The 13,962-nt window shown below is 53.0% G+C and carries 11 protein-coding genes; 4 read left to right on the top strand and 7 right to left on the bottom strand.

Features of this window, described 5'->3' with window-relative positions:
* The first annotated feature begins 27 nt into the window (after positions 1-27).
* On the top strand, positions 28-2,382 hold the full coding sequence (locus NHM04_RS16220) for a GH36-type glycosyl hydrolase domain-containing protein (RefSeq protein WP_254264798.1): 2,355 nt from the start codon (positions 28-30) through the stop codon (positions 2,380-2,382).
* Between the two features lie 98 nt (positions 2,383-2,480).
* Complete coding sequence (locus tag NHM04_RS16215; protein ID WP_254264797.1) at positions 2,481-4,457, top strand: endo-1,4-beta-xylanase; 1,977 nt, start codon at positions 2,481-2,483, stop codon at positions 4,455-4,457.
* An 89-nt stretch (positions 4,458-4,546) separates the two neighbouring features.
* Here the strand turns inward: NHM04_RS16215 and NHM04_RS16210 are convergent, their stop codons facing one another.
* On the bottom strand, positions 4,547-5,584 hold the full coding sequence (locus NHM04_RS16210; RefSeq protein WP_254264796.1) for a LacI family DNA-binding transcriptional regulator: 1,038 nt from the start codon (positions 5,582-5,584) through the stop codon (positions 4,547-4,549).
* A 94-nt stretch (positions 5,585-5,678) separates the two neighbouring features.
* Between NHM04_RS16210 and NHM04_RS16205 the strand changes: the two genes are divergently transcribed.
* Complete coding sequence (locus tag NHM04_RS16205; RefSeq protein ID WP_254264795.1) at positions 5,679-6,215, top strand: gluconokinase; 537 nt, start codon at positions 5,679-5,681, stop codon at positions 6,213-6,215.
* A gap of 52 nt (positions 6,216-6,267) precedes the next feature.
* The gene (locus NHM04_RS16200) at positions 6,268-8,016 is read left to right on the top strand and encodes an alpha-amylase family glycosyl hydrolase (protein WP_254264794.1); all 1,749 of its coding nucleotides are present in this window, start codon (positions 6,268-6,270) and stop codon (positions 8,014-8,016) included.
* A 175-nt stretch (positions 8,017-8,191) separates the two neighbouring features.
* Here the strand turns inward: NHM04_RS16200 and NHM04_RS16195 are convergent, their stop codons facing one another.
* The 6 genes from NHM04_RS16195 to NHM04_RS16170 all read right to left on the bottom strand — a co-directional run bounded on the left by NHM04_RS16195 (position 8,192) and on the right by NHM04_RS16170 (position 13,929).
* Positions 8,192-9,262: a DUF1214 domain-containing protein gene (locus NHM04_RS16195; RefSeq protein ID WP_254264793.1), complete on the bottom strand. Its 1,071-nt coding sequence runs from the start codon at positions 9,260-9,262 to the stop codon at positions 8,192-8,194.
* Between the two features lie 439 nt (positions 9,263-9,701).
* A complete protein-coding gene (locus NHM04_RS16190; protein ID WP_254264792.1) occupies positions 9,702-10,922 on the bottom strand; it encodes a glycosyl transferase in 1,221 nt (406 codons plus the stop codon).
* Entirely contained in the window at positions 10,919-11,761 is an 843-nt protein-coding gene (locus NHM04_RS16185; RefSeq protein ID WP_254264791.1) for a mannosyl-3-phosphoglycerate phosphatase, read from the bottom strand. The genes NHM04_RS16190 and NHM04_RS16185 overlap by 4 nt, the downstream gene beginning before the upstream one ends.
* 26 nt (positions 11,762-11,787) lie before the next feature.
* Positions 11,788-12,768, bottom strand: a complete 981-nt coding sequence (locus NHM04_RS16180; protein WP_254264790.1) for a phosphoribulokinase — start codon at positions 12,766-12,768, stop codon at positions 11,788-11,790.
* Between the two features lie 103 nt (positions 12,769-12,871).
* On the bottom strand, positions 12,872-13,657 hold the full coding sequence (locus tag NHM04_RS16175) for a hypothetical protein (RefSeq protein ID WP_254264789.1): 786 nt from the start codon (positions 13,655-13,657) through the stop codon (positions 12,872-12,874).
* Positions 13,658-13,662: 5 nt separating this feature from the next.
* Positions 13,663-13,929, bottom strand: coding sequence for a hypothetical protein (locus tag NHM04_RS16170; RefSeq protein WP_254264788.1), 267 nt, complete (start codon positions 13,927-13,929; stop codon positions 13,663-13,665).
* Positions 13,930-13,962: the final 33 nt, after the last annotated feature.

Raw genomic sequence — 13,962 nt, 5'->3', positions numbered from 1 at the left:
TTAATGTTGCACACGATTGAGGACACTATGCTAAGCCCCTCCGCCGATGGTCATTACTACCACTTAAAAAGCCCTAGCCTGATGCCCCGTGCGGCCGGTTTTTTATGGAATAAAAAAATGATGATTCAAATGAACTGTCGCGGATACGCCGTCGCTCAGTTTATGCAACCGGAACCGGCTAAGTATGCCTACGCCCCAAACCTTGAGGCGAAAACTTTTATGCAGCCCGAGCAGCCTTACTACGCGCACCACCCGGGCCGTTTTTTTTATATTAAAGACGAAGAAACAGGCAAGATATTCTCAGCTCCCTATGAGCCGGTGCGCAACCAAAACAGCAAATTCTGTTTCTCACCGGGCAAAACCGATATTCGCTGGACCATTACATGCAGCGACTTGGAAGTTAATTTACGCCTCGCCCTACCGGTGGATGATGTCGCAGAGCTGTGGGAAGTGGGTGTGAAAAACCTCGGGGAGCAAGCCCGCAATATCAGCCTGTACCCCTATTTTACCCCGGGTTACATGAGCTGGATGAACCAGAGCGCCGAATACAGCCCCGAGCTGCAGGCAGTGGTTGCCAGCTGCGTAACGCCCTACCAAAAATACCCAGACTATTTTAAAAACCAGCACTTTAAAGACAAAACCTATTTGCTTGCTGAGAAAAAACCCGACGCCTGGCAGGTGCAGCGTGAAGCATTTGAAGGCGAAGGCGGGCTGCACAACCCCGACGCTGTACAGCAAGACTTGCTGCCCTGCGACGACTCGCGCTATGAACCGCCCCTGGCCGCGCTGCAGTACCGCTTATGTTTGGCGGCGGGCGAGCCCCAAACCTACCGCTTTGCCTTTGGCCCCGCTAAAGACGAGGCCGAAATAAAACAAATACGCGATCGATACCTAAGCGAAGCCGGTTTTTCTCAGGCCCAGAAGGATTACCAAAATTACATCGGCGAAGGCGAAGGGGTTCTGCACATCGACACCCCCGATGAAGGACTGAACAACTTTGTTAACCACTGGCTGGCGCGGCAAGTTTATTATCACGGCGATGTAAACCGTCTGACCACCGACCCGCAGACACGCAACTACCTGCAGGACAATATGGGCATGAGCTATATCAAGCCCAAGGTTGCCCGTCACGCCTTCTTGCACGCATTGAGTCAGCAGGAAGATTCGGGCGCTATGCCCGACGGCATACTGCTGCACGAAGACGCCGAATTAAAATACATCAACCAGGTGCCCCACACCGATCACTGTGTGTGGTTGCCCGTGTGCCTAAAAGCTTACCTGGACGAAACCGGCGACTTTGCTTTGTTAAACGAAACGGTAGGCGGCTCTGACGGTAAAACCCTAAGCGTCGCCGAACGCATTAGCGCCGCCATGAGCTGGCTGTTGCAAGCGCGCGATGAACGCGGCCTGTCCTACATCGCCCAGGGCGATTGGTGCGACCCCATGAATATGGTGGGCTATAAGGGCAAAGGCGTGTCTGGCTGGCTCAGCGTCGCCACCGCCTACGCACTAAATCTATGGGCGGACATCTGCGAGCAAAACAATATTGAAACCCCACAGGATTTTCGCGCAGGGGCGGATGAAATAAACGCGTCGGTGAACCAACACCTGTGGGATGGCGACTGGTACGGTCGCGGCATCACCGATGACAATGTCACCTTCGGCATCAGCAAAGACAAAGAGGGCCGCATATTCCTCAACCCACAAAGCTGGGCCATACTCGCCGGCACCTGCTCGAATGAGCAGCGTGCAAAAATGATAAAGGCAGTGGAGGAACAATTAGAAACCCCCTACGGCGTCGCCATGCTCGCCCCCGCCTTTACCGCCATGCGCGACGACGTGGGCCGAGTCACGCAAAAACACCCGGGCTCGGCCGAGAACGGCTCGGTCTACAACCACGCCGCCATTTTTTATATCTACAGCCTCTACACCATCGGCGAAGCCGACCGCGCCTATAAGCTGCTGCGTCAGATGATCCCCGGCCCGGACATGCAAGACTTTGCGCAGCGCGGGCAAATGCCTATTTATATCCCCAACTATTACCGGGGTGCTTATTACCAATACCCCCGAACCGCGGGATGCTCTAGCCAGCTGTTTAATACTGGCACAGTTAGCTGGGTGTATCGCTCGCTGGTGGAAGGGTTGTTTGGATTAAAAGGCGATGGGGAAGACTTGGTGGTCGAACCGAATTTACCGGGCGATTGGGATCAGGCATCGGTCACACGCATGTTCCGTGGCGCTACACTAAAAGTCACCTACCGCAAAAGCAACGCGTCAACGGACTTAACCGTAAGCCTGAACGGTATAGAACAACCAGACAACCGAATTAAAAATTTGCAGCAAGGTAAAACCTATCAGGTGGCTGTGACACTCGGACGCTAAACCGGCTGCGCGATCACATCAGCGTTATAGTAAAAATGACCAAAACACGCTAGAGTTGGCTGTAAGTACACAATAATAGTGATAATACGGTCCTGTTTATGCTGACACGCTTACTCCACCTGATATTGATCGCCACCCTTTCTGTGTTTACCGCTACCAGCATTACCGCCTGTGGCGGTGGAGGGGGTGGCGGCACGACCGCCGCTCCACAACCAGATCCTGAACCACAACCTGTCCCAGAGCCAGAGCCAGAGCCAGAGCCAGAGCCAGAGCCAGAGCCAGAGCCAGAGCCAGAGCCAGACAATGAGATCCCCGCTGGGGGCAGTTTGTTAATAACCGATTCACCCGCTACAGACTTTAATGTCTGGAGCGGCGATTTTAACGGACCTGTGGGCTCGGCCGAGACGGTCGGCGCCGAGCACGAGGCTTTCTCGCAGGCAGTCCGCGTCAATGTCACCAACCCCGCCGGAGAATTTTTTAACGGTCAGGTGCAGTACCCCACCGTCAGCGACGTAAGCAATGGCGATACCCTGCTAGTGCATTTTTATTTCCGCTCGGTGGAAAATATGGAAGAAACCGGGGCGGGGTTTGCCACTGTGTTTCTTGAAGGGCCCAGCCCCGACTACACCAAATACATGAGCCGCGAAATCAGTAACACCGGCGAGTGGCAGGAATTTTTTATTCCGGTGGAAATGAACGGCGCCGAGCAGGCGGGCGAGTTGCGTTTAAACATTGGTTTTGGCGCGGGTGACCGGCCGCAGGTATTTGAAGTTGCCAATGTCACCCTGCTCAATTACGGCGACAGTTTAACTGCCGACGATTTGCCCGGCACCGCCCTAAGCTACGGCGGGCGCGAGGCCGACGCTCCCTGGCGCGCCGAAGCCGCCGACCGGATTGAGCAGCACCGCAAAGGCGATTTTACGATTACCGTCACCGATAATGGCGCGCCGGTTGAGGGCGCCGAGGTCGAGGTAAACTTTGAACGTCACGGCTACCACTTTGGCTCGGTCATTGTCGGCAACATCCTCTTGGGCGAAGGCAGCGACAGCGAACAATACCGGCGAACGGTGCTGGACATGTTTAACCAAAGCGGCCCCGAGAACGACCTAAAATGGGCGCCCTGGATTGGCGAATGGGGCAACGACTTTAACCAGAACACCACCCTTAGCGCCTTGCAGTGGTTGCAGGATAACGGCCTATACACTCGCGGGCATGTGATGGTGTGGCCCTCTAAACGCAACCTGCCCAACCTGATGCAACCCTATTTACCCGAAGGTGACCCGGCCAGTGCCGACCCGGCGGCCGAGCAGTTAGTGCTGGACCATATTGACGATATCGCCAGCTCAACAGCCAGCGTGGTGCAGGAGTGGGACGTACTCAACGAGCCCTACGACAACCACTACCTGATGGACGCCTTCGGCGACGAGGTCATGGTGGATTGGTTTAATCGAGCCCGCAGCCACTTGCCCAACCACAAGCTGTATATTAACGATTACTCCATCCTCTCTGGTGGGGGCCGCAACACCCCGCACCAAAATCACTACCAACAGACCATTCAGTTTTTAGTGGATGAGGGTGCAGCGATTGATGGTATTGGCTTGCAGGGCCACTTTGGCAATAGCCCTACCGACCTGCCCCGAGTTTACGAGATAATCGAGCGCTACCATCAGGCCTTTCCCGAATTGGCCATTCGCGCCACGGAATTTGATATTAACACCCAGGACGAAGCGCTACAGGCGGACTACACCCGCGATTTTCTAACTGTATTTTTCAGTCACCCCGCCACCGTGGGGGTACAAACCTGGGGTTTTTGGGAAGGGGCCATCTGGCGCGAGAACACCGCCATGTTCCGGCAAAACTGGGAGGCCAAACCCAACGCCCTGGCCTGGAAAGACTTAATTTACAACCAGTGGTGGAATGACTTTAGCGGCAGTACGAATAACGATGGCAAGTTTTCAGAAAGGGGATTCTATGGAGACTACAAGGTTCGCATTACTTATGAAGGTGAAACCACCGAAACGACAATGTCACTTAATAAAGATGGCAGCAGCAACTTTGCAATAGAACTTCAGTAACCGGAAAGGCCCGGCAAAGGAAAACCTTTTTCCTTTGCCGGGCCTTTTGCTCCAAACGCAACTAACGGTTTAGATGATTTAGCGGGGGTTTATTTCGCCACCGCTGTAGACTGACGCATCACAATCTCGTAACCAATATCTACCTTCTTGCTCACAGGTGCCCTTCCTTCTAACTGGTCCAGAATCATTTGCGCGGCCTTTACTCCCATCTCAAAGCGTGGCACATGCACGCTGCTAAGCGATGGATTAACAAACGCCGAGGTTTCGAAATCGTTAAAGCCGCACAGCGCCAGATCGGTGGGAATTTTTATATTCATACGCTGACTTTCAAACAAAGCGCCTAGCGCCAAGTCATCATTACAGCAAAAAATACCGTCAATGGCTCCCGCAGAGCTGCTGATTAAACTGCGCAACAGCTCGCCCCCCAGGGCAATGGAAGAAGGCTCAGGCGTAGTGGCAATCCAGTCGGGCTGATACGCATTGCGCTCTTCCAACGCACGGACAAAACCCGCCATACGCTGCTGCACCCTCATATCCATGCGCGCGCCAATAAAGCCTAACGACTTGCAGCCCGTCTCAAGCAGGGATACAGCGACATCGTAGCCGGCCTGATAGTGAGAAAAACCCACGTTCATATCCAGCGGGTTGGGCAAAATTTCCATCATCTGCACCACTGGAATAGCGGCACTCTCAAGCATTCGCTGGCAGGCACGGGTCTGATCGCCGCCGGTAATAATCATGGCCTCGGGCGACTGACTGAGCAGTGTGCGGACCATTTTCTCTTCCTCCAGCGGCGAGTAATGGGTATCCACCAACAGCACTTTATAGCCATTGGCTCCGGCCACATCGTAAATGCCACGCAGAACATCGTTAAAGACAATATTTGACAACGAGGGAATAGAAACACCGATGACCCGTGAGCGCGCTGAGGCGAGGGAGCTGGCCGACTGGTTGGGAATGTAACCCAGATTTTCAATAGCCTCTTGCACTCGGCGCTTGAGATCATCCGAAACCTTATCGGGATGATTTAACACTCGCGATACTGTAATTGCACTGACGTTAGCCAGCCGAGCCACATCGGCCAAAGTAGCGCGTTTTGAAGAGGAGTTGCGAGTGCGGCCAGCCATAGTTATTCCAGCTTATAAAAAGGCGTTATGGTAGCACAATGACAAATGTTTGCGCTATCATTAAGCCGATACTTGAAGCAGCCGAGAACCCCCTATGAGCAGAGCGCCCAGCGCCCCAACACACCAACCACAACTTGTTATCGTTATGGGCGTTTCCGGCTCTGGCAAAAGCAGTGTAGCCAAAGCCATGGCCGAGCAGCTGAACTACGAGTATTTGGATGCCGACGACTTCCACAGTGATGAAGCAAAAGCGTGTATGGCCGCCGGGGTTCCACTTACTGATGCCCAGCGCATCCCATGGGTGCACAATATCTGTGCACACTTGGCAACCCGCGCTCAAAACGGTCAAAACTGCACCCTGGCGTTCTCGGGGCTAAGGCGCAGTCACCGTCAGCAACTGCGCAAACTTCCCTTCGACCTGGTGTTCTTGTACCTAAAGGGCAGCAAAGCCTTAATAGCCGAACGCATCAATGCCCGCAATAACCACTTTATGCCGCCCTCGCTGCTCGACAGCCAATTTGCCAGTATGGAAGAAAGCACAACTGAAACCGACGTAATCAGTATTGATATTGACCGGCCGCTCTCCCAGGTAGTCGAGAGCTGTATTGAACAAGCATGCTCAAGGGTTTAGCGGCATAAGTTTTGCGTTATAGTGGGCAAAGACCTGCAATAGGGCCATGCCAATGACCACAGACTTCCTGTCCATCGACGAACTCGAACAAAAAATCCACGCACTGATAGCCACGCTGTACCCAAACTGCGAACCGCAGGCCTTAACCCAAGCCTGTTTTGATGCTATTGGACCACGTCTAAACAAAGACATAGTTGCCCCTGAAAGGCTCTGGTCCGAGCGCGACTGCTTACTGATCACCTACGGCAACTCTCTACGCGAAGCAGGGCACAAGCCTTTAGATACGCTGCAAAACTTTTTGCACGAAAAACTCCAGGGTACGTTTTCGGCAGTCCATATTCTGCCGTTTTTCCCCCACTCATCCGACGACGGTTTTGCCGTAATCGACTACACCCAGGTGGACCCCGACCTGGGCGACTGGGATGACATTAATGCCCTGGCACAAGACTTTAAGTTAATGGCCGATTTGGTCATTAACCATGTCTCCAGCCAGAGCCTGTGGTTCCGCAACTACCAGTACGGCAAAGACCCGGGGCGGGACTATTTTGTCGAGGCAGACCCCAACTACGATCTGTCAAATGTCGTGCGCCCCCGCACCAGCCCGCTGTTGCGCAAAACCGATACCGCGAACGGCATAAAACATGTTTGGTGTACCTTTAGCCACGACCAGGTAGACGTAGACTTTCGCAACGAAAAAGTCCTACTGGAGTATTTGCGTATTATTGGCCGCTATCTGGATGAAGGCGCGCAGTGGATCCGGCTTGATGCGGTAGCTTTTCTGTGGAAAGAGCTAGGCACCTCCTGTATCCACCTGCGCCAGACCCATGATGTGGTAAAACTGATTCGCCTGCTCACCGAATACAAAAACGCCCACGCGATTTTGATCAGCGAGACCAATGTGCCCAATCGGGAAAATTTAACCTACTTTGGCAACAGTAATGAAGCGCACATTATCTACAACTTCAGCCTGCCACCACTGGTGATTCACGCCCTGCTCGCGGGCGACTGCACCTACCTGAAAAGCTGGATGATGAGCATGCCCCCACCGCCGGTGGGCTGCGCTTACCTAAACTTTACCGCCAGCCACGACGGTATCGGCCTGCGCCCCGCAGAAGGTCTATTAAGCGATGAAGAGCTGGGGCAAATGCTCAGCACCCTGGAATCGTTTGGCGGTAAGATTTCCTCACGCACCGACGCCGAAGGTAACGCCAAACCTTACGAGGCTAACATCAGCCTGTTCGACGCCTTTAAAGGCACCTTAAACGGCACGGATAAATGGCAAGTAGAGCGTCTGATTATGTCGCAAGCCATAATGCTGGCGGTGGAAGGCATTCCTGCGTTTTATATCCACACCCTATTTGCCACACCGAATGATTACGACAAATTAGAAACCACAGGGCATAACCGCTCAATCAACCGTCGCAACTGGAGCCTGAGCGATCTGGACGAGCGCCTAAGCAAACCAGGAGGCCCCGGCGAGCGCGTATTTAATGAATTAACCAGACTGGTAAAAATTCGCTCGGCACAACCGGCCTTCCACCCCAACGCCACGCAATTTACTTTGCATATCCGTCCGGAAATTTTCGCCTTCTGGCGCCAGAGCATGCGCCGCACTCAAAGTATTTTTTGTATTTATAACCTGAGCGACCAACCGCAAGAGGTGAGCCTGTCGGATTTAAATCTAATCAGTACCGAAAGCTGGGTCGATTTAATCAGCGGCCAACCAGTGGATGATTTATACGGAAAAATAATGTTGCAGCCCTATCAGAATTTGTGGCTGACGAATTATTTGGGGGAGTGAGGGCTGCAACGTCGGATGTCTGACGCTGAACGCTGAACGCTGAACGGTATTGTTGCTGATAGGCCGAATGCGAATGCTCCATCAAGTAAATTTCAATAATTGCTAACGTAAGCTGTGAAATAAAAAAGGCGAACCTTGCGGTTCGCCTTTTTTTCGTTTGGGGTTCTGCTAGCGACTATTCAATCACCAGTTCGCCGCCGTGATCATTGATGTACTGCACAGCGGATTCTTTGGAGTCCGGCAGGTAAAAACGGAACAATGCCGCAAAAGGCGCGGAGGTTTCTAAGTTGTTCTTTTTACCTGGCGAGTTAAAGTGAATGGTGTAAGTGCCATCCGCATTGGGTTCGGCCTGGGTGTTAGAGATAGCGGAAATATCCTTAGCCAACCAGCCCTCTTCGTTATAGATGGTCACTGACCAGAAACCGCCACGTTCTTCCTGAATGTCCGGTGGGGTAAAGGTAGCACTGGAGGGCTGCATTTTGCCATCCACCATTTTGCTTTTATTGGCAAAAGGCCAGTAGGCGGCATCGGGCAGACCCAGCCCACCCCAACCATAAGCGGTACCATATAAATGGTCTTGCGGACGCGAGGTGTAGGGGGTGCCATTTACATAACGGGTATGGGTCAGCGCGCCGCCTTTTACGTCTTTAACCAGGGCCGCACGAATTTCTTCGGTTTTTTCCAATGGCAGGACAAAGTCGGGCGAGACATAGGGCTTGGCCGAGTTGGCCTCGATGGTGGCCAAGCGCTGCAGGCGCAAGGTTTCTTTTATGCCGCCTTTATCCTCAGTCAGAATCGGCACCCGCATATTCAAATACACGTGATTGCCGTAGGTTAAATCCTCAGGAGTAATGGTAATGCTATCGCCAGCATAAGCTACAGCGGCAACATAATTCTGCATATCGATCACCTGAATGATCTGATAGTGATCCCCCTCGGGGACCGTAAATGTGGCACCCTTGCTTACGTCCACCACCGCACTGGCGTATATGCCATCCTGGTTTTCGCGAATCACTTGTTGAGTTTTAACCCGGCTTAGATCGCTCTGATAGGCCCATTCGTTGATCGGTGCCTTTGCCAGACTGCGCTTAAAATTAAAATCGCTTTCCGAGACTTTATATACATAATCGGACACGCCGAAGTCTGCCGGGGTGGTAACATCGTAGCCGGGGGCGATATCGGCATGGGTATGCATGGCCAGCGCCAGAGCTACTGGAGCCGCAAATAAGAGGGATAATTTTTTCATATCAGTAATTCCTTTGCTGAATTTGTAGGTAACAGCTCGGAGTATAGCTGCACATTGACTGCCCTTAAGCCACAAACAATGCCCAACGCCTGCTGTCACCGCGAAATAGTAATACCTTACATGAGGATATGACACCCTGGGGGTTGAATTTGATGCCGTTAATGTTGGCGCGGAACGCGGAACGCGGAACGCGGAACGCGGAACGCGGAACGCGGAACGCGGAATAAAATTATCGCGATGTTGACACAGTCGCCGTCACGTCTTTTGTCAGATTAGATCTACACTTCTACACATAAACTTCACAATAAAAAGGGCAAACCTTTAGGTCTGCCCCTTCTTTTTCGTTCAGCGTTCTGCGTACCGCATTTTTCCATCGCATCAGACGTCCGACGCGATTACGTTCCCCTTCTCCGTCTACCGTTACCCGTCATTCCCTCTATCAACTAATCTCCTTCGTATCCTTCTCCACCGCATCCAGCAAACGCTCATACACATCCGGCACCGCACTTAATACCCGTGACCAGTTGGCCATAAAGGGGCGTTCGGTGGGATCGTTCAGAAACTTTTCGCCGGCGCGCATAATGCACTGGGTAAATTGTTCAACGGTTTCTTCTTCTTTGTTGCGATCCAGTTTCATACCGTTAATCACCGCGTCATTGTGGTAGCGGTCGATCAAGTCCAGAGCTAAACGATAGTAGCTGGCCTTAAGAGTACGGAAGACTTCGGGGGTAAACACCACGCCGTTAATGGCTAGTTTACGGAAAAAGGATTTAGAGATATCGGTGCTCATTTTGGACAAACCGCCGTCGGGGTTGTCGGCGGATAGGTCCTGATGTTTGTGGTCGTAGGCGTCGGCAATGTCTACCTGACATACGCGCTCGTCGGAGTAGCGGCGATTCACCTCTGAGAGCACACCGATTTCCAGGCCCCAGTCACTGGGGATACGGATGGAGCTGACCACATCCATGCTCATGGAAAATTCACCGGCAAGCGGGTAGCGGAAGCTGTCGATAAAGTCCAGGTAGTTATTGTGGCCACACACTTTTTGCAGTGCGCGCACCAGCGGTGAGACTAACAGACGACTGACTCGGCCGTTTAATTTGCCGCCCGCGGCGCGATAGTAATAGCCCTTACAGAACATATAGTTAAACGTTGGGTGCGCTATGGGGTAAAACAGCTTGGCGACAATATCGCGCTTGTAGGTGACGATATCGCAGTCGTGCAGGGCGACGGCGCGGGCGCGCCCTTTGGCCAGCGCGTAACCCAGGCAGTACCAAACATTACGACCTTTACCCAGTTGCTGCGGCGCCAAGCCCACTTCATCCAACACTTGATCCACGGCTTTTAAGCGTGGGCCATCGTTCCACAAAATAGAGTGTTTTTGCGGCAGGCGAGCGAAGAATTTTTTCGCTTTTTTATACTGCTCTTCATCGGCGCGATCCAGGCCGATAATAATTTCATCCAGAAAAGGCACCTTGGACAGCTCTTCGACAATGTTATCCATTGCCGGGCCTTCCAGCTCAGAATACAAGCAAGGCAGCACCAGGCACATGGGCTTTTGTTTACCCCACTCCATTAGCTCGGCTTCAAGCTCCTCGATGGGTCGATCGCCCAGATTATGCAGGGTACCGATACGTCCGTTTTGAAAAAAGTCACTCATGGTGCTTCCTCATGTTCTGTTAAGCCGGCTAAGGCTTCCTCGACGCCCTCGCGCCAACCGCGAGCGCCCTCAAAAGGTGCACGAATAGCGTTAGTTAAACTATCATCGTGCATGTAGGTTCCATCCGGGTGCGGCATTACCACTGACTGATCCACCGCTTTGAGCATTTGCAGGTCATTGGGGCTGTCACCCAGCGCAATGCTCGCCACCCTTGCCCCATAATAGGACTCATACAAGCTCAGCAAATAGCGTACCGCATCGCCTTTATCACAGGTGGCCATCACATGATAAAAACGCCCACCTTTGAGCACGCGTAAATTATGCTTGCGCAAATGTTGGGCAAAATCAGCAAGATCCGCTTCATCTTGATGCCAAAGCAGTGGTTCTGAGGCGGCTCTCGTCATCGCTTTAGCGGCCGCTTGCTCGCTGAGCCCGGTGCAGTTGACCACATCATGCACACTCATATCGGCAAAACCGGTAAAAGAAAAAGTCCGCTTTAGCTGCGCCAAAATACGCACAATTTCTTCACGATTAGCACCGCGATAAATTAAAAAGTCATCGCCCTGTTGTTCGGCGTTTTCCAGCTCTACCCCCAGTCTTTGACGCTCTGGCGCAGGCATTACAATTAAGCTGCCGTTTTCACACACATAGGGGCTGGTGAGCGACAACTCTTGGCACAGGGCACTCATCTCTGCCTGGGTTTTACTGGACACCAAAACCAGGGGAATATTTTGCTTTTTTAAATGATTAATCGCAGGCAGGGCGTCGGCATACGAGTAGTCGTGATGATTCAGCAGAGTACCGTCAAGGTCGGTAAACACGGCAATAGGCTTTGCCACAATAAAGCTCCATTATTAACTGATTATTAGTGATTGATATGGCATTGAATGGCAGCCACCTGATGGTTCTCTGCCAACTCTAATACAATATTAGCGCGGGCGGGCATCTCACTGAGCATCCAGCGAGTTAAGCGCTCATAGTGGGCGATAAATCGCTCTATCTGCGCAGCGCTCATCACTCGCGAGTGTTGCAGCTGTGCGTCAGTTAACGAGTCTCGCAGTTTTTGCTCCTGCAGCTGACGCCACTCCAGCACTTGGGTAAAAGACGGCGCTTTTAGCATTACCAGCAAGTCTATTTGGGCAAATAGCGCCTGATAATCGGCCAGGGCATCGTTGACATAGCGACGCCAATGGCCGTCGATATCTTCTTCTTTTTCCAGGGCATTAATGGGTGTTTGCAAATCGCTGCTGCGCTGCGCTCTAGCCCCCACACACCAGCCCTCAAAAATTATGATGTCGGGACGACCCTGCACTGTGTCCCACAGCTCGCGGCTCACGCAATCATCCTGAGACTTATCAAAGCGAGGAATCGGGGTAAGCTGCTGCGCGCCGGCTTTTTTTAACTGCGTAAAAGTCTCAAGGGCGAGGGGTAAATTGTGCGTGCCGGGAACGCCGCGCGTTGCCAGCAACGGATGAGTGTCGCGAGCGAGCTCAGCTCTTGCCGCACGGGAGAGGTATAAATCGTCGATGGACAGCGCACAAACGTTAAGACCGTAAACCGCTTCCAGCAATACTTTTAAAATACTGGCGGCGGTTGATTTTCCGGTTCCCTGGGCGCCGTTTACGCCCACCACATAAGTGCCCTTTCCCCTGGCACTAGCACAATGCGCAGCTAAAGGCTGGTACAACGCACACAAGCTTTGCGCTAACGGCTCAGGCAAAGCTAGCTCGGCGGCAAACTTGGCGCTGAGCTCATCGATATCGAAAGTCTTTGCAGCATCCTGGCGCAATTGCTGGGTAAAAAAGTCTGGCCACAGAGCGGCGGGCGTTTGACTGGCATCAGGCATAGCATGGCCTCCTTTTAAAGTCCTGCTGACTCACTCCAAGTTAGCCAATGCACAAACTTTGCCACTACAGTGTTAAGACCTGATTACGCATCTCCCACAAAATCTATGGCACTAGCCGCCAATGGCCCGCATACCACACGCCGCATAAGTTACCGAGGAAACGGCGATTGATAACCCCGCGACTGAGGCACGAACGTTCGAGCAGTTGCGCATTTACCAAACCGCCGCCCGCCGGACTGGCCGCGAGGGTAAAATGAACTCTAAAGTAGCCTGCGCGACTTTTCACCGCCCCCGGCCACGCCTGAGACAGCGCCGTGAGATAGTCGAAAATAAGGTTCAGCTCAACATCACCAGCCTGCTCACGTAAACTTAAGGTGAGTTCATCCCACTGCCTGCGAGTAAAGTGCAGCGCCGGGCGCTCCACCAATATTGCAACTGGGGTGTCCGCAGCGCGGATAATATCCCCAAGCTGAGTGGCCAGATTTTCAGGGTGATATTCCAGCAGCTGGTAATTGTCCACTTCAGGTAACAAGCCACGCTTGCACTCGCGATTCTCAGCCAGCTCCAAATCCCACCATGAGAACCTGGGCCAATCGCTGGCCTGACTCAAACGGTGAAACCGCGTATTTAAACCGCCGCCAATACTGATAAAACGGGTGTTGGGCTCGCGCTGTAGCAATTGCTGGCAGCGGTTATCGAACCACACACTTTGCTGCACACACTCGATACTGGCACGGGGACAATAGTGGGGGCAGCGCTGGCAACAGAGCTGCCACAACTCGCGTGCAGCGCGATCGCGCAGACCAATTTCCGGCCAGCGTGCATCGGCTATGGCATGGCTGTATAGGCTATCGAGTTGCGGCGCGGGAACAGCAAGTGACGGATTCATACCTGTCACGCCTCTTTGCCTTGATCATGCTGGTTATCGGGGGCGCACTGCCCCGCTTGGTAGTACTCGCGCATGCGCAAGGCAACCGACAGCGCAAAACCCTGAATGTAGGTTTCCTGGTTTCCGACATGAGCCAGTATGCCGCTGTCGCTAACCCGCTCTAAGGTTTCCCTGGCCGCACGAGTGGCCAGGGTGTGCGAGCCTAGCCGCGTCACTAAATACTGGTGCAGGCGCCGGCGCATCGAATCATTTTCCAGTGCGTTTTGCTGCATACAACCTCCCTTGGTAGAGAGGTCATATTAACG

It is taken from the genome of Gilvimarinus sp. DA14 (genome assembly GCF_024204685.1).
Lineage (GTDB): Bacteria > Pseudomonadota > Gammaproteobacteria > Pseudomonadales > Cellvibrionaceae > Gilvimarinus.
This window is presented reverse-complemented; position numbering and strand designations above follow the sequence as displayed.

Excerpts from the sequence above, each read along its gene's own strand:
- NHM04_RS16210 (WP_254264796.1), bottom strand. The coding sequence starts at position 5,584 with ATGGCTGGCCGCACTCGCAACTCCTCTTCAAAACGCGCTACTTTGGCC.
- NHM04_RS16215 (WP_254264797.1), top strand. The coding sequence starts at position 2,481 with ATGCTGACACGCTTACTCCACCTGATATTGATCGCCACCCTTTCTGTG.
- NHM04_RS16180 (WP_254264790.1), bottom strand. The coding sequence starts at position 12,768 with ATGCCTGATGCCAGTCAAACGCCCGCCGCTCTGTGGCCAGACTTTTTT.
- NHM04_RS16220 (WP_254264798.1), top strand. The coding sequence starts at position 28 with ATGCTAAGCCCCTCCGCCGATGGTCATTACTACCACTTAAAAAGCCCT.
- NHM04_RS16200 (WP_254264794.1), top strand. The coding sequence starts at position 6,268 with ATGACCACAGACTTCCTGTCCATCGACGAACTCGAACAAAAAATCCAC.
- NHM04_RS16190 (WP_254264792.1), bottom strand. The coding sequence starts at position 10,922 with ATGAGTGACTTTTTTCAAAACGGACGTATCGGTACCCTGCATAATCTG.
- NHM04_RS16170 (WP_254264788.1), bottom strand. The coding sequence starts at position 13,929 with ATGCAGCAAAACGCACTGGAAAATGATTCGATGCGCCGGCGCCTGCAC.
- NHM04_RS16175 (WP_254264789.1), bottom strand. The coding sequence starts at position 13,657 with ATGAATCCGTCACTTGCTGTTCCCGCGCCGCAACTCGATAGCCTATAC.
- NHM04_RS16195 (WP_254264793.1), bottom strand. The coding sequence starts at position 9,262 with ATGAAAAAATTATCCCTCTTATTTGCGGCTCCAGTAGCTCTGGCGCTG.
- NHM04_RS16205 (WP_254264795.1), top strand. The coding sequence starts at position 5,679 with ATGAGCAGAGCGCCCAGCGCCCCAACACACCAACCACAACTTGTTATC.